The organism is Azospirillum sp. A26 (assembly GCF_042604635.1).
Classification (GTDB): domain Bacteria; phylum Pseudomonadota; class Alphaproteobacteria; order Azospirillales; family Azospirillaceae; genus Azospirillum; species Azospirillum palustre.
The window spans coordinates 1725355-1740126 of the sequence record NZ_CP170472.1 but is presented as its reverse complement, the minus strand read 5'-3'; the positions used below and the strand labels follow the sequence as shown (position 1 = coordinate 1740126).

The following is a 14772-nucleotide window of genomic DNA, read 5'->3' as shown; positions in this document are numbered from 1 at the left end:
CCGCACGATAGGCGGGCGCCACCGTCAAATCAAGCCGCAGCGCGGCAGATCGCGCCGCCGCGGCGTCGTGTCGGGGGAGGGCGGCGGGCGATTTCCGCCGTTGGTGACCGTGTCAGCGGCCGTAGGGACAGGCCGGGCGGCCGCAGGAGACCGCGGAGCGCGGGGCGACATAGGCGCCGCATTCCGGACATTTCTCCATGTCCTCCGCCTCGAACGCCGGGGCAGGCGCGCCGGCACTGCGCGCGGACGCACCGCCGTCGCCGCCGTCGCGCCGTCCGCGCTGAGGCGGGGCGTCCTGGCGACGGGCGGCGCTGCGGGCGCGGCCGATCTCCTGCACGCGGTTGACCCAGCGCCAGCCGAACCAGACCGCGCCGATCACCAGCGCCAGAAGAATAATCTTGGACAAGGACATCATCGCCGGCAACCCGTCTGATCTTCCAGGCATTCAGCCCGCAGGTGACGGGAAGTCAAGGAAATAGACGGGGGAGTTGAGGGTGGCGGGACCGCCGCGAGAGCATGCGGCGGTCCTGCGACAGCGACAGCCTTACTTGGCGGCGACGGCCGGGCGCCAGTTGTAGACCGGGACCACGCCATAGGTGCGGGTCATGTCGGCCTGCCGCACGCTGCGCACCAGAACCTCCGTCCCGGTGGCGACGCGGATGTCGGTGCCGAGCAGTCCGCAATCCTCCGGCACGATGTTGATGCACTGGGTGGCGTCGACCCGGCTCAGCACGATGTCGAAGGGCAGGCCGTTGACGGCATAGACGCCGAGCAGACCGGGGGCGGAGGTCGCCGTGCGCAGGGTCACCACGCCGGCCGGCAGCGCGCGGTCGCTGGCCGCGGTCGGACGCTGGTTGTGGCTTTCGTCCCAAACGGGCTTGCCCGAGGAATCCAGCTTGGACTGGGCTGCAGCGCCGCCGCTGAAACCGGAGAGGGCCAGGGTCGCGCCGCTCACCGCCGCCAGGGCCAGAATAGCCATCCGAAACCGCGACATCGTTATGCTCCGTACTAGTGTCTGTTCTTTTTGTCCGCCCGGACCGCGTGGAACGGCCGGGCATCGCCCTATTATATGGGATCCGATTCACGGCGTCGCTCTAGCCCAGAAAGCCTAATGTGTTCGGTCAAGGTCATGCTGTGCAGTGGTGGTGCCGACAGTTCGCTCTGGACGCAGGTTCGATGCTTGTGAATGATGTTTCTTGCATCCGTTGCCGAACGGGTTTCAATAAATACGCTTCGGTTGTGAAGTTTTCGCCCCGATCTTTCCCTCGGGCGGTGTGTAGGAGGGTTCTCGCGGCATGGCTGCGCTTTTTGCTGATGATCGAGGCGGCGCGATGATGGTCCCCAGGGATGAACCGATGCTGGAAACCGCTCGCCTGATCCTGCGCCCGACCCAGGCGAACGATTTCGATGGCTGGGCGGCGATGATGGCCAATCCGGAGGGAACCGAGTTCATCGGTGGCGTGCAGTCGCGTCCGGTCGCCTGGCGTGGCTTCCTGTCGATGGCGGGCGCCTGGTCGATCCAGGGCTTCGCCATGTTCTCCGTCATCGAGAAGGAGACCGGCCGGTGGGTCGGCCGGGTCGGGCCGTGGGTGCCGGATGGCTGGCCGGGGCCGGAAATCGGCTGGGCGATCATGCCGGATTGCTGGGGCCGGGGCTATGCGGTCGAGAGCGCTGTCGCAGCCATCGATTGGGTGTTCGACCATCTCGGCTGGACCGAAGTCATTCACACCATCCATCCCCGCAACAGGGCCTCGCAGGCGGTGGCGCGCAAGCTGGGAGCGGAGGTGCGCGGGACAACCTTGCTGCCTGAGCCGGTCAACCCGCCGGAGGCGGATGTCTGGCACCAGACGCGCGAGGAATGGCGCGCAAGGCGGCGTATTGCGGAAGGCCTATTGCTCTAAAGCCATGCGCCCCACCGTGCCGGTGTCGGGAGCGCCTGTGCCGGACGTAAAATTTCCGAGGCAATCGCCGATTCTTGTGCATTTTCACTAGAATTTTTGCGGATTGCCTATGCTATTGGTTTAGCCGTTGCATTCCATTCGCAGCAATCCTATTGGCTGACCGATTGCAGGAGGGGCCCGTAAATGGCCAAGGAACAGGCACTCGCCCTCATTAAGCGCCTCGCCACCGACGGCGAATTCCGTAATCAGCTGAACGCCCTCGATATTCAGGGCAAGCAAGCCCTGCTGGCACAGAGCGGGTTCGGCGGTGTCCTTCCCGACCATGTCCACAGCGCCGCTGCCGACGCCTTCAACTCCCTGACGGGCAAAGAGAGCGGTCTGGACAGCGCGGTGGCGGTCGAGTCGATTGCTACCGCCGCCTCGGCTTCGGCGACGTCGGCTTCCGCCACCTCCGCCTCCGCCACTTCGGCGTCTGCGACCTCTGCCTCCGCCACGTCGGCCTCGGCCACGTCAGCTTCCGCCACTTCCGCGTCGGCATCTCCGGGCCCCGCCTTCTCCGCCTCCGCGCAGTCGGCATCCGCCTCCGCTTCGGCGGCTTCGGCGTCGGCAACCTCGGCGTCCGCGACCTCCGCTGCCGCACAGTCTGCGTCGGCTGTTCCGGCCCCGGCCTTCTCGGCGGTTGCCGCCCCGGCGTCGGCGTTCTCGGCTGCCGCACAGTCGGCGTCGGCCGTTCCGGCTCCGGCCTTCTCGGCGGTTGCCGCTCCGGCGTCGGCATTCTCCGCTGCTGCGCAGTCGGCGTCGGCGGTCCCGGCGCCGGCCTTCTCTGCGGTTGCCGCTCCGGCGTCGGCATTCTCCGCTGCTGCGCAGTCGGCGTCGGCGGTCCCGGCTCCGGCCTTCTCGGCGGTTGCCGCTCCGGCGTCGGCGTTCTCGGCTGCGGCGCAGTCGGCGTCGGCGGTCCCGGCTCCGGCCTTCTCTGCGGTCGCTGCCCCTGCTTCGGCGTTCTCGGCTGCGGCGCAGTCTGCGTCGGCCGTTCCGGCCCCGGCCTTCTCTGCGGTTGCCGCCCCTGCTTCGGCATTCTCGGCTGCGGCGCAGTCTGCGTCCGCTGTTCCGGCTCCGGCCTTCTCTGCGGTCGCTGCCCCTGCTTCGGCGTTCTCGGCTGCGGCGCAGTCTGCGTCGGCCGTTCCGGCCCCGGCCTTCTCTGCGGTCGCCGCTCCGGCGTCGGTGTTCTCGGCTGCCGCACAGTCTGCGTCGGCTGTTCCGGCCCCGGCCTTCTCTGCGGTTGCCGCCCCTGCGTCGGCGTTCTCGGCTGCGGCGCAGTCCGCGTCGGCTGTTCCGGCTCCGGCTTTCTCGGCGGTCGCCGCTCCGGCTTCCGCTCATTCCGCGTCGGCGATGTCGGCATCGGCAACCTCCGCGTCGGCCACCTCCGCCGCGGCGCAGTCCGCTTCGGCGACGTCCGCTGCGGCCACTCCTGGGGTGTCGGCCTCCGCATCGCAGGGCCCGGCAGCGGCTGGCGACGATCCCAAGACCGAGGCGTAACCGCATCGGGGCCGGCCTATCCTCACGGGAGACGGCCGGCCCCTCTTTGTCGTTACGCGTCCCGCCTCCTGCGGGGCGACAATCCATCTCCCTCCGAACCGGCCGGAACTGCGAGTCCTGATCCATCCCATGGCTGACAGCGCATCGCCCGACACCGTCTATCCGGAGTTCCCCGGCATCCGCCTGGGCGACACCGTCCACCGCGCCGCCAAGCGCTTCTTCATCGGCACCCACCGCACGGCGACGCCGGAAGAGACACTGGCCCGCATCTCGCCCCATTTCGCCCGCTGCGGCATCACGCGGCTGGCCGACGTGACCGGGCTGGACCGTTTGGGCATCCACACCGTCATCGGGCACCGGCCGAACAGCCCGACCCTGTCGGGCAGCGCCGGCAAGGGCTTCAGCCTCGCCGCCGCGACGGTCTCCGCCGCGATGGAGGCGATCGAGTTCCACCATGCCGAGCATCTGCGCCTGCCGCATATCGAGGCGGCATGGAACGACCTGCCGGCCGATGGGCGCATCCCGCTGGACCGCTTGCCGGGAACCAAGCACGGCTCCTTCCGTCCCGACCGGCCGGAGATCTGGACCTGGGGCTGGGACCTGATCGGCGGGCGACCGGTCGCCGCGCCCTGGACCTCGGTCGGGCTGCACAGCATGCCGCCGGGGACCAAGCCGGGGGCCCGCAGCTTCTACGCCATGGGCACCAATGGGCTGGCCAGCGGCAATCATATCCTGGAGGCGGTCGCCTCCGGTCTCTACGAGGTGATCGAGCGCGATTCCGTCGCCTGCTGGCGCTATGCCGGCGACCGGCTCAACTGGCCGACGCCGCGGGTCAATCTGGACAGCATCGACGCGCCGACCGTGCGCGACCTGCTGCACCGGTTCGAGCAGGCCGGCATCCGTCCGCTGCTGTTCGACGTCACGACGGACCTGGGCGTGCCGAGCTACATGGCAATCGTCTATGACCGCGAGATGCGCAAGACCGGCATGAATCGCGGCTATGGCAGCCATCTGGAGCCGGCGGTCGCCATGTGCCGCGCCCTGACCGAGGCGGTGCAGTCGCGGCTGGTCCTGATCGCCGGTTCGCGCGACGACTTCTTCCGCCGGGATCTGGTCCGCAACCAGAATGCCGACGGCAATGCCGAGATCGCGGCGCTGGAGGCGACGCCGATCAACACCGACGGGCGCCGCCATCGGAACCACGCCACCCCGACTTTCGAAGGCGACATCACCATCCTGCTGACCGTGCTGCACCGTGCCGGGATCGAGCAGGCGCTGGTCTTCGACCTGACCCTGCCGGAGATCGGCATTCCGGTGGTGCGGGTTCTGGTGCCGGGGCTGGAGGGCTACCAGTTCGACTTCTACACTCCGGGTGCCCGGCCGCTGGCTTTCGCGGACGCTCTGACGGCACATGCGTCTCAGGCGCAGATGGGCGCGCAAATGGGATCGGTCGCATGAAGATCTGTGTGTTCCTGGGCCCCACCATGCCGGTGGAGGATGCCCGCGCGATCCTGCCGGATGCGGTGTTCCTGCCGCCGGCGGCGCAGGCCGACATCATCAGCGCCATGACCATCCACCGGCCGGACGTGATCGCCCTGATCGATGGGGTGTTCGGCCAGTCGCTGTCGGTCTGGCACAAGGAGATCCTCTATGCCCTGCACAAGGGCGTGGCGGTCTATGGCGCGTCCAGCATGGGCGCCTTGCGGGCGGCCGAATGCCATCCTTTCGGCATGGTGCCGGTTGGCGAGGTCGCGCGCGGCTATGTCGACGGCCGGCTGACCGGCGACGACGAGGTGGCGCTGGCCCATGCCGGTCCGGAAGACGGCTGGTTCCCGCTGTCCGAGCCGCTGGTGAACCTTCGCGCCAGCATGGCGGCGGCGCTGGCCGCCGGGGTGGCGGACCGGGCCTTGCACGACCGGGTGATCGCCGCCGCCAAGGGGCTTTACTTCGCCGAACGCACCCGCGACCGCATTTTCGCCGAAGCCGGGCTGAGCGGGGAGGAAACGGACCGGCTGGAGCGCTTCCTGAAAAGCGGCGGGATCGACCAGAAGCGCCGCGATGCGGAGGTTCTGCTCAGCCATCTCGGCAGCCTCATCATGCCGCCGCGGCCGGCGCCGTTCGACTTCAACGCGTCCCATTATTTCGACGTCCTGTACGAGCGCGACCGCCGCGTCTGCCATGGCGGCAACAGCGTGCCGCTGTCGGAGATCGCCTCCCACGCCGCCCTGCACCGGCCGGACTTCGCGGAAATCAACAATGCTGCACTCGGCCGCCTGCTGATCCGTCAGTTCGCAGAGGTGATGGGCGTCACGGTGGACGAAGCGGCGGTGCGGACGGAAACCCGGCGCTTCTGCGCCATGCGCGGACTCGTGGGGGCGGAGGCGCTTGCCGACTGGTGCCGCCGCAACGACCTGACCGATGACGAGTTCAGCGAGTTGATGACCGAGCTGGCCATCGAACGGGCGATGCGGCTCTGGCTGGTCCCGCGCCGTTTCCTGGCGCGGACGACGAAGCCGGTGCTGAACGAGCTGCGCCTGCGCGGACTCTACGAATCCACCGCCGAAGAAGCGGCGCTGGTCGAGCGGGTGATGGAGTTGCATTTCGGCGACGCAAGCCGCCAGCCCAAGGAAACGGTGGAGCAGTTGCTGGCCGAGCATGTCGCCAGCACCGCCTGCCGGGTTGATGCGCCGGCCGACGTCTGGTCGTATGAATATGGCTTCAAGGATCTGCTGGACCTGCGCATCGACCTGATGCGGGCCAAGCAGGTGCGTGACCTGTTCCGCCAGCTGGCGGTGGAGGCGGAAGCGGCGCTGGCTCAGGCGGCGCCGCAGGAGCCCGCTGGAGAGGCGATGCCGGAAGAGGAGATGCAGACGTGACCAACGCTGAGGTGACCATCCGCGTGCCGACCCCGTTGCGCGGCTTCGTCGGCGGGCGCGATCAGGTGACGGTGCCGGGCGCCACGGTGCGCGAGGCGCTGGCGGCTTTGACCGCCGGGCAGGATGCCTTCCGCGACCGGCTGTTCACCGCCGAGGGCGACCTGCGCCGTTTCGTGAATGTCTATCTCGGCCGCGACGATGTCCGTCGGCTGGGCGGGCTGGAAGCGGCCTTGCCGGCCGGCGCCACCCTGACCCTGATGGTCGCCCTGGCCGGCGGTTGAGGAGCCTCGCGTCATGAGCCTGAAGGACCGGCGCCTCGCCGAACTGCGCGCCCGCATCGCAGAAGTCGCCGCCGCCGACGCGCTGGCCCTGCAACGGGACGGCGCCCTGCTGGTCGATGTCCGCGAGGACGAGGAGACGGCGACCGGCAGCCCGGCCGGTGCGCTGCGCCTGCCGCGCGGCTTCCTGGAGTTGCGGATCGAGGAGAAGGTGCCCGATCCGGCGCATCCCCTGCTGCTGATGTGTGCCGGCGGCACCCGGTCGCTGTTCGCGGCGGAGGATTTGCTGCGGCTGGGCTATCGGGACGTGCGGTCGGTCGCCGGCGGCTTTTCCGCCTGGAAGGCCGGCGGCCTGCCGGTGGAGGTGCCGCCGCAGCTCGACGCCGCCCAGCGCGAGCGCTACCGCCGCCACCTGACCATGCCGGAGGTGGGGGAGGCCGGACAGCACAGGCTGCTGCGCAGCCGTGTCGCCCTGATCGGCGCCGGCGGGCTGGGCTCGCCCATCGCGCTGTACCTCGCCGCTGCCGGGGTCGGGCGCCTGACCCTGATCGACGACGACCGGGTCGAGCGCAGCAATCTTCAGCGCCAGATCCTGCATGCCGAAAGCCGGCTGGGCCAGCGCAAGGTGGAGAGCGGCCGCACCGCTTTGCTCGATCTCAACCCGACCATCGAGGTGGTGTCGCACGATACGCGGCTGGAGGCGGCCAATGTGCTGGATCTGCTGGCCGGGCACGATGTGGTGGTCGACGGGTCGGACAATCTGCCGACGCGCTATCTGGTCAACGATGCCTGCCTGCGGCTGGGCGTGCCGAACGTCTATGGCGCCATCTTCCGCTTCGAAGGGCAGGTGTCGGTGTTCGGCGGGGCGGCACCGGGCGTGCGACCCTGTTACCGCTGCCTGTTCCCGGAGCCGCCGCCGGCCGAATATGCGCCGTCCTGCGCCGAAGCCGGCGTTCTGGGTGTGCTGCCCGGCGTGATCGGCACCATCATGGCGGCCGAGACGATCAAGCTGTTGCTCGGCCTCGGTGAACCGCTGGCCGGCCGGCTGCTGCTCTATGACGGCCTGCGCGGTGAGTTCAACGAGATCGCGGTTTCGGCCGATCCGGATTGCCCGTCCTGTTCGGCCGGGGCACATCCGGAATTGAGCGACATCGCGGCAGTGTGCGCGGGGTGATGGAAAGCGGCGGTGTGTCCCTAGTCCCGCAATCGGATCGGTCCTTGGTCGGCTTTGGGGTCGGCCCTGGAGTCGACCGGGAGCGGGGCAGGGTGTTAAGCCGCCGTCTTCTGGACGATGACGCTCTGGACCAGCTTCTTCAGGGCAACGAAATCGACGGGCTTGGTCACCAGTTCGGTCGCACCGATGTCGAGGGCGTGGCGGCGGTTTTCGGTGTCGCCATAGGCGGTGACCATGATCACCGGCACATGCGGCGCTTCCGCACGAAGACACCGCAGGAAGTCGAGTCCGCTCATCCCCGGCATATTGATATCGCTGAGGACAAGAACAGCTTCCGGTTGCAGGCCGGTGTTCAAGCTTTTGAGCGCCTCCTCGCCAGATGCGGCGAAATGAAGCGCCAGTTCACCACGGCGCAATTCTGCGCGAAAGCGCTGGCGAAACAGATCCTCGATATCCGGTTCGTCATCGACGACGAGGATTCCCAGGGTCATGTCTTTCGGCGCTCCCCTAGCGACATGGCCGTCACGGTTCGTGGCAGCGTGATCGTAAACTCGGCATGCTCGTTTTCGATGCTGGATACGTCGAAACGGCCCCTGTGTTGATGTACCACGATGTCATAGCTGAGTGAAAGTCCTAAGCCGGTTCCTTCACCGGTAGGCTTCGTGGTGAAAAACGGAGTGAAAAGCTTTTCGATCACTGCGTTAGTCATGCCGATGCCATTGTCGCCAATTCTTATGGAAACGTCCGGTCCTCTCGTTTCGGTTGTGATTGTCAGTGCCGGTTCGTAAGCGGGATTGCCGCAGGTCAGCTGTTTTTTGCGGACGGCGTAAAAGCTGTTCGTGAACAAATTAACCAGCACACGCGAGATGTCCTGTGGAACCAGCTTCACTTCGCCCACCGCCGCGTCGAATCGGCGGTCCAGAGTCGCGTTGAAGCTGCGGTCCTGGGCACGCACGGCGTGGTAGGACAGGGCCAGCGCTTCCTCCACCAGAGCGTTCAGGTCGGTGCTTTGCCATTCGCCGCCGCCGCCGCGCGAATGGGCCAGCATGCTCTTGACGATGTTGTCGGCCCGCCGGCCATGGTCGGCGATCTTGCGCAGGTTGCTTTGCAGGCTGTCGACCAGATCGTCCACGTCGGTGCGGGTCGCTCCCTCCAGATGGTCGTTCAGCGGCTCCAGCAGTTCCAGCAGCTCGTCCAGCAGTTCGCCCGACAGTTCGGCGAAGTTGTTGACGAAGTTCAGCGGGTTCTTCAGCTCATGGGCGATGCCGGCGGTCAGCTGGCCGAGCGAGGCCATTTTCTCCTGGACGATCAGCTGCTGCTGGGTCTCGCGCAGCTCCTTCAGGATTGCCTCGGCGCGCTCCTTGGCCAGGCGAAGCTCATCCTCGATTCGCTTGCGGTCGGTGATGTCGTGATGGGTGATGACATAGCCGCCGTCCGCCCGGGGAGCCGTGCGGATGTCCAGGATCCGACCGTTCGAGGGAACTTGGCGTTCGGAATTGATGACACCCTTGACCAGGAAGCGGGTGCACAGCTCCGCCACGGTCTCCTCGCAGGGGACGTCGCCGTAATCGCCGCGCCGGTGGTTGTAATGGAGGGTTTCGGCCACCGGGGTGCCGGGCGGGAACATGCCGGGGGGATAGTCCCACAGACGGAAATACTCGCTGTTGGCGCCCTCCAGCCGCAGGCCGCGATCCAGCATCAGCACGCCGTTGGGCATGGCGTCGATGGCTGCCTGCAACAGTTGCCCCTGATGCGGGATCTCGGCGTTGGCCGCCTGGGGGCGCATCTGGGTCAGCATCTCCATCACCGCGGGCGCGCCGCCCCAGTCCACCGGTTCGAGCAGCTGGTCGAACCACTGGATGCTGGTGTCGGCCCGATGGCGCTTGATGCGGCGGGCCAGCGGCTGGATCGGGCCCTGCTGGCAGCGGGCATAGGCGTTGCGCTCCGCCAGCCGGGCGTCTTCCGGAATCAGCGCCATGATGTCGGGCAGGGCCATCACCTCCCCGACCGAATCGTAGCCCAGCAGGCGGGCAAGCGTGCCGCTGCAATGCAGGATCACGCCGTCGCGGTGGACGATCAGGCCGGGCATCGCCGCGACCAGCTGGTCGTGGTAGTTCTGCGCCCGGTCCAGCGAGGCCGCGACCGACTCCTCCGGGGAGTAGGACGACAGCGGGGGCAGGGCTCGCAGCAGGTCGGCTTTGTCGTCCATGAGGGGGTCCCGAAGATGTCGCAGGGCTCGGTCACTGATCCGCAAGGGTCAGGGAGCGTCCAGTGGCAGCCGCAGGATCACGCAGGTCCCGCGGCCAACCTCGCTGTCGATGTCGATCTCGCCGCCGAGCTTGCCGGTCACGAGATTGAACACGGCATACAGCCCCAACCCCATGCTGCCGGCGCCGCGGCGGGTGGTGGTGAAGGGCTGGAACAGCCGCGGCTGGATGTCGGCGGGGATGCCCCGGCCATTGTCGGACACGCGCAGCTCCACCCGCTCGTCGCCCATCATCCGGACCGAAACCGTGACCCGTCCCGGACGGCGGATACTGACCTCCGGCTGATCGCTCTCGCTTATACCGAAGCCGACGGGGGCGGGCGCCGCCTCGAAGGCATGGGCGAAGGCATTGGTCAGCAGGGCCAGCAGCACCTCGGTCAGCGCACCGGGATAGGTGTCGAGCGCCAGCCCGTCCGGGCATTCCAGCACCAGCTCATGCCCGGCGGCGGCCGGCTGCACCTGCACCGCCAGCACGATGTCCGACAGGTAGTCGCGCAGGCCGACACGGCTGCGCGGCGAACTGGCCTTGCCCTCCGTCACCAGCTTCAGGCTCTGGATCAGGGCGGCGGCGCGTTCGATGTTGGCGACCAGCAGGGTGGAGACCTCGCTGGCGGTGCCGACATAGTCCTGGAAGTCGCTCTTGCGCAGCTGGCCGCCGTTGAAGGTCATGATGATCCCCTCCGACGCCGTCTGCAAATGGGTGGCGGCGGTCAGGGCGATGCCGACGGGGGTGTTGATCTCGTGCGCGACCGCGGCGATCAGCTGGGCGATCACCGCCATCTTCTCCGCCCGGATCAGGTCGGACTGCATGCGCTCCAGGTCGGCCAGCGCCTGTTCGGCCGAATCCTTGGCCCGGCGCAGCGCTTCGGCCTGAACCTTGCGTTCGGTGATGTCGTAGAGCCAGACGATGAAGACCGGCTGGTTCTCGTAGCTGGTGCGGTCGACGGACATCGCCATCCACACCGTGCGCCCATCCTCGCGCACATAGTGGATCTCGTCCGACGCCGATAAGGCGTCGATTCCGGATGCCCGGTTCGGCAGCCGCTCCTGGACATGGCGGAACAGGGTGGGAGCGCAATGGTGCTGGAGCGTGTCGGCGGGGACGCCGAACAGGTCGGTGCAGCGCTGGTTGCAATAGACCAGATCGCCGGCCTCGGTGAGGATGGCGACACCGATCGGGCTGCCGTCCAGGACCCGGCGCATGCGGGCGGCCTGGGCGCGCGACGCCGCCTCCGCCGTGCGGGTTTCCTGTAGCGCGTCGCGCAGGCGGCGCACGGACTGGCAGGCCTCCAGCGTCTTGTGGATGGTGGCTTCCAGGTCGGCGAAGTCGATGGGCTTGATGATGAAGTCGAAGGCGCCGCGGTTCATCGCCGCGCGCACATTGCCCAGATCGCCATAGGCCGACACCATGACGGCGCGGATGTCGGAATTCACCTGCGGCAGATGATCCAGCAGGGTCAGCCCGTCCATGCCGGGCATGTTGATGTCGCTCAGCACCATGTCGATGTCGGGCCGGGCGCGCAGGGTCGCCAGCGCCTCCTGCCCGTCATGGGCGAACAGGAATTCCAGTTCGCCGGTACGGACGGCGCGGCGGAAGCGCTGCAAGATCAGCGTTTGGACGTCCCGCTCGTCGTCGACAACCAGTATCTTGCCCATCCCGCCTTCCTACCGCCAACCCGCCGGACAGGCGGGCCGTTCCGTCGGAGCCGCGTCATACGCCGATCCGTGGGCCTCACCATAAGCGCGCATCGCCCGAACGGGAAGGGCCGTGGCGTATGGCACCCCATCGGTTGTATGCCGCCATGGGCGCATGGCTGGGCCGGACCGCAAGCGGAAATCCCCTGATCCATATGTAACGTACATGCCGGAAAGGATAGCACGGGATTGCAGTACGGCCAGACGATTGTAAACGATTAGAGTCTAATCAATCTTTCGAGTTATGATCGGCGGCTCTCCGGCGCCCTGGCCGGGCGTGGAAACCGCCAGCGGCAGGGTGAACCAGAACGACGCCCCGGTGCCCGACTCGGCGAAGGGTCCGGCTGGCGCATCCTCCACCCCGATCCGGCCGCCCAGATGCTCGACGATCCGCTTGGCGATGGCCAGTCCCAGCCCGGTGCCGGCGGGCTTGCCGGTCAGCGCGTCGCCGGACTGGCGGAAGCGGTCGAACACCAGGTCACGGTCCTTCGCCGGCACGCCGGGGCCGCTGTCGATCACCGCCACCCGCAGGACTCCGTCCTCCAGCCGGGCGACCAGCCGGGTCCGGCCGCCGGGCGGGGTGAACTTGGCGGCGTTGGACAGCAGGTTGACGACGACCTGGATCACCCGGTCCACATCGCCTCGCACCGGCGGCAATCGTTCCGGCATGTCGAGCGACAGGGCGATGCCGCGCTCGCGGAACAGCGCCTCCGTCGCGGCGACCGCCTCCGTCAGGGCCTGTCCGGCATCGATGGTCTCGATCCGCCAGTCCAGCGCGCCGGCCTCGATCTTCGCCATGTCCAGCACCTGATTGATCAGGCGGGTCAGCCGCTCGCTCTCCTTGATGATGACGGCCAGGAACTCCTGCCGCTGGTCGGTGTCCAGTTCGGGGTCGTCGTGCAGGATCTCGCTCAGCGCCCGGATCGAGGTCAGCGGCGTGCGCAGCTCGTGGGTGACGGTGGACAGGAAGTCGTCCTTCAGCCGGTCCAACTCGGTCAGCCGCTCGTTGGCGGCGCGCAGCGCGTCGGTGGCGCGTTCCAGCTCCGCCGTCTTGCGTTCCAGCGCGCGGCTGTGGGCGATGACGTCGCTGGTCTCGTCCAGCATGCGCAGAAGCTCCGCCGCCTCCACAGCGCCCGCCGAGACGGAGGAGGCCAGCGCGACGCGGGCGGATGCTCCGCCGATGGCGCCGGCCAGCAGCCGTTCGGCCAGCCGCAGCCGCTCCGGTCCGGCCGGCTCGTCCGGATCGGCGCCGTCGAAGGCACGCCCGGCACGCTGTGGACCGAGGAAGCGGGCGACCACCCGGGTGAGATCGCTGACGCTGGCCGCACTGCGCCAGTCGGACTGCACGGTTGGCGTCGGCGTCATGCCGTCCGACACGGGGTGGAAGGCATCGACGAACGCGGCGGCCTGCACCCGCTCCGCCGCACTCTGCCGGTCGAACAGCGACAGGCCGACATAGGCGCCGATGTTGACGAGCGCGGTCCAGAACAGCGAATGGGCCAGCGAGTCCCACCCTTCCAGCCCGAACAGCGCGTAGGGCCGCAAGGCCGCGATTCCCCATGGCCCCTCGGTGATGAAGCTGGACGGCAGCCAGCCCGAACGCGCGAAGCTGGGCAGCAGCAGGGTATAGGCCCAGACCAGCGCGCCCGCCGTCACGCCGCCGATGGCGCCGCGCCGGGTCGCTCCCCGCCAGTATAGGCCGCCGATCAGCGCCGGGGCGAACTGCGCCACTGCGGCGAAGGAGATCAGCCCGATCGACACCAGCGCGTAGGCCGAGCCCGCCAGCCGGAAATAGCCGTAGCCGAACAGCAGGATCGCCACGATGGCGATGCGCCGCACCGCCAGCAGGAGCGGCGCCAGATCGGCCGAGCGCGCCAGCGCCCTCGACCGGGTGCGTAGCAGGATCGGCATCACCAGGTCGTTGCACAGCATGGTGGAGAGCGCCACCGTCTCGACCACGATCATCCCCGCCGCCGCCGACAGCCCGCCCAGGAAGGCCAGCAGGGCCAGCCATCCCGCCCCGCCGCTCAGGGGCAGGGCGACCATGAACAGGTCGGGGTCCAGCCCGCCGCCGAAGGTCAGCAGTCCCGACAGCGTCACCGGCAGGACGAACAGGTTGATCAGCAGAAGGTAGAGTGGGAACAGCCAGATCGCCCGGTCGAGATGGCGCTCGTCCGTCGATTCGATGACCATCACCTGGAACTGCCGTGGCAGGCACAGCATCGCCGCGGCAGACAGGATGGTGGTGGCGACCCAGGCGCCCGATGGACCGCCGCCGGACGCGGGATCGCCGAGCGCCGCCTCGCTGCCCATCAGGCGGGCGAGGTCCGGGCGGGCGGCAGCGGCGGCGAACAGGCTGTCGAGCCCGCTGTGCAGGCCCCAGACCACAAAGATGCCGACCGCCAGGAAAGCGACCAGCTTCACCAGCGATTCCAGCGCGATGGCGGCGACCATGCCCGGATGATGTTCCGCCGCGTCGATCTGGCGGGCGCCGAAGACGATGGCGAACAGCGCCATCACCGCCGCGATGAGAAAGCCCTGGTCGAGAAATGGCCCGGCAGTCGTGCCCAGCCCGCCGCCGGTCAGCGCGTCGAAGCTGACGGCAACCGCCTTGAGCTGCAAAGCGATGTAGGGCGTCACGCCCAGCGTGGCGGTCAGTGCCACCAGCCCGCCCAGCAAGGGGCTGTGGCCGTAACGGCTGGCGAGGAAGTCGGCGATGGAGGTGATGCGCTGCGCCTTGGCGATGCGCAGGATCTTGCGCAACAGCAGCGGCGCCAGCAGCATCAGCAGGGTGGGGCCGAGATAGACCGGCAGGAAGCCGATGCCCAGCGTCGCCGCCCGCCCGACCGAGCCGTAGAAGGTCCAGGTGGTGCAATAGACGCCCAGCGATAGGGCGAAGACGGTGGGGGAGGCGATGACGCTGCGCCCCGCCGTTTCCCGCCGGTCGGCCCAATGGGCGATGGCGAACAGGGCGGAGAGGTAGACCAGCGCGGCGATCAGGACGGCGGCCCAATCCAGCCCGGCCTCCATACCGCCCTCCATGCCG

Annotated in this window: 12 protein-coding genes; 5 read left to right on the top strand and 7 right to left on the bottom strand. The window is 68.4% G+C overall.

Annotated elements, in window-relative coordinates; translation table 11 throughout:
- Positions 1 to 112: 112 nt before the first annotated feature.
- Together ABNQ39_RS08855 and ABNQ39_RS08850 are read right to left on the bottom strand one after the other, a co-directional pair.
- Positions 113 to 412, bottom strand: coding sequence for a hypothetical protein (locus ABNQ39_RS08855; RefSeq protein ID WP_376959772.1), 300 nt, complete (start codon positions 410 to 412; stop codon positions 113 to 115).
- Positions 413 to 544: 132 nt separating this feature from the next.
- Positions 545 to 994, bottom strand: coding sequence for a hypothetical protein (locus ABNQ39_RS08850; RefSeq protein WP_109445826.1), 450 nt, complete (start codon positions 992 to 994; stop codon positions 545 to 547).
- Positions 995 to 1355: 361 nt separating this feature from the next.
- On the opposite strand from ABNQ39_RS08850, the gene ABNQ39_RS08845 reads away from it, so the two are divergent.
- Complete coding sequence (locus ABNQ39_RS08845) at positions 1356 to 1901, top strand: GNAT family N-acetyltransferase (protein ID WP_376956936.1); 546 nt, start codon at positions 1356 to 1358, stop codon at positions 1899 to 1901.
- A gap of 266 nt (positions 1902 to 2167) precedes the next feature.
- Here ABNQ39_RS08845 and ABNQ39_RS08840 read toward each other — a convergent pair whose 3' ends face one another.
- Positions 2168 to 2425, bottom strand: a complete 258-nt coding sequence (locus tag ABNQ39_RS08840) for a hypothetical protein (protein WP_376956934.1) — start codon at positions 2423 to 2425, stop codon at positions 2168 to 2170.
- Positions 2426 to 3566: 1141 nt separating this feature from the next.
- Between ABNQ39_RS08840 and ABNQ39_RS08835 the strand changes: the two genes are divergently transcribed.
- From ABNQ39_RS08835 to moeB, 4 genes are read left to right on the top strand one after another with little or no spacing between them, the layout of a single operon-like run.
- Entirely contained in the window at positions 3567 to 4895 is a 1329-nt protein-coding gene (locus tag ABNQ39_RS08835) for a YcaO-like family protein (protein WP_376956932.1), read from the top strand.
- Positions 4892 to 6313 (top strand): TfuA-like protein, encoded by a 1422-nt coding sequence (locus ABNQ39_RS08830; protein ID WP_376956930.1) that lies wholly within the window; start codon positions 4892 to 4894, stop codon positions 6311 to 6313. Before ABNQ39_RS08835 ends, ABNQ39_RS08830 begins: the two co-directional genes overlap by 4 nt.
- Positions 6310 to 6594, top strand: coding sequence for a MoaD/ThiS family protein (locus ABNQ39_RS08825; protein ID WP_161958122.1), 285 nt, complete (start codon positions 6310 to 6312; stop codon positions 6592 to 6594). Before ABNQ39_RS08830 ends, ABNQ39_RS08825 begins: the two co-directional genes overlap by 4 nt.
- Before the next feature lie 13 nt (positions 6595 to 6607).
- Positions 6608 to 7765, top strand: coding sequence for a molybdopterin-synthase adenylyltransferase MoeB (gene moeB / locus ABNQ39_RS08820; RefSeq protein ID WP_376956928.1), 1158 nt, complete (start codon positions 6608 to 6610; stop codon positions 7763 to 7765).
- 95 nt (positions 7766 to 7860) lie between these two features.
- Here moeB and ABNQ39_RS08815 read toward each other — a convergent pair whose 3' ends face one another.
- The 4 genes from ABNQ39_RS08815 to ABNQ39_RS08800 all read right to left on the bottom strand — a co-directional run bounded on the left by ABNQ39_RS08815 (position 7861) and on the right by ABNQ39_RS08800 (position 14768).
- On the bottom strand, positions 7861 to 8256 hold the full coding sequence (locus tag ABNQ39_RS08815; protein WP_376956926.1) for a response regulator: 396 nt from the start codon (positions 8254 to 8256) through the stop codon (positions 7861 to 7863).
- Positions 8253 to 9974, bottom strand: a complete 1722-nt coding sequence (locus ABNQ39_RS08810) for a PAS-domain containing protein (RefSeq protein WP_376956924.1) — start codon at positions 9972 to 9974, stop codon at positions 8253 to 8255. The genes ABNQ39_RS08815 and ABNQ39_RS08810 overlap by 4 nt, the downstream gene beginning before the upstream one ends.
- A 48-nt stretch (positions 9975 to 10022) precedes the next feature.
- Positions 10023 to 11687: an ATP-binding protein gene (locus ABNQ39_RS08805; protein WP_376956922.1), complete on the bottom strand. Its 1665-nt coding sequence runs from the start codon at positions 11685 to 11687 to the stop codon at positions 10023 to 10025.
- Positions 11688 to 11951: 264 nt separating this feature from the next.
- On the bottom strand, positions 11952 to 14768 hold the full coding sequence (locus tag ABNQ39_RS08800; RefSeq protein ID WP_376956920.1) for an ATP-binding protein: 2817 nt from the start codon (positions 14766 to 14768) through the stop codon (positions 11952 to 11954).
- Positions 14769 to 14772: the final 4 nt, after the last annotated feature.

What these genes read in the sequence shown, in the direction of transcription:
- ABNQ39_RS08810 (WP_376956924.1), bottom strand. Translation starts at nt 9,974, where the DNA reads ATGGACGACAAAGCCGACCTGCTGCGAGCCCTGCCCCCGCTGTCGTCC.
- moeB (WP_376956928.1), top strand. Translation starts at nt 6,608, where the DNA reads ATGAGCCTGAAGGACCGGCGCCTCGCCGAACTGCGCGCCCGCATCGCA.
- ABNQ39_RS08855 (WP_376959772.1), bottom strand. Translation starts at nt 412, where the DNA reads ATGTCCTTGTCCAAGATTATTCTTCTGGCGCTGGTGATCGGCGCGGTC.
- ABNQ39_RS08815 (WP_376956926.1), bottom strand. Translation starts at nt 8,256, where the DNA reads ATGACCCTGGGAATCCTCGTCGTCGATGACGAACCGGATATCGAGGAT.
- ABNQ39_RS08835 (WP_376956932.1), top strand. Translation starts at nt 3,567, where the DNA reads ATGGCTGACAGCGCATCGCCCGACACCGTCTATCCGGAGTTCCCCGGC.
- ABNQ39_RS08850 (WP_109445826.1), bottom strand. Translation starts at nt 994, where the DNA reads ATGTCGCGGTTTCGGATGGCTATTCTGGCCCTGGCGGCGGTGAGCGGC.
- ABNQ39_RS08845 (WP_376956936.1), top strand. Translation starts at nt 1,356, where the DNA reads ATGCTGGAAACCGCTCGCCTGATCCTGCGCCCGACCCAGGCGAACGAT.
- ABNQ39_RS08800 (WP_376956920.1), bottom strand. Translation starts at nt 14,768, where the DNA reads ATGGAGGGCGGTATGGAGGCCGGGCTGGATTGGGCCGCCGTCCTGATC.
- ABNQ39_RS08830 (WP_376956930.1), top strand. Translation starts at nt 4,892, where the DNA reads ATGAAGATCTGTGTGTTCCTGGGCCCCACCATGCCGGTGGAGGATGCC.
- ABNQ39_RS08805 (WP_376956922.1), bottom strand. Translation starts at nt 11,687, where the DNA reads ATGGGCAAGATACTGGTTGTCGACGACGAGCGGGACGTCCAAACGCTG.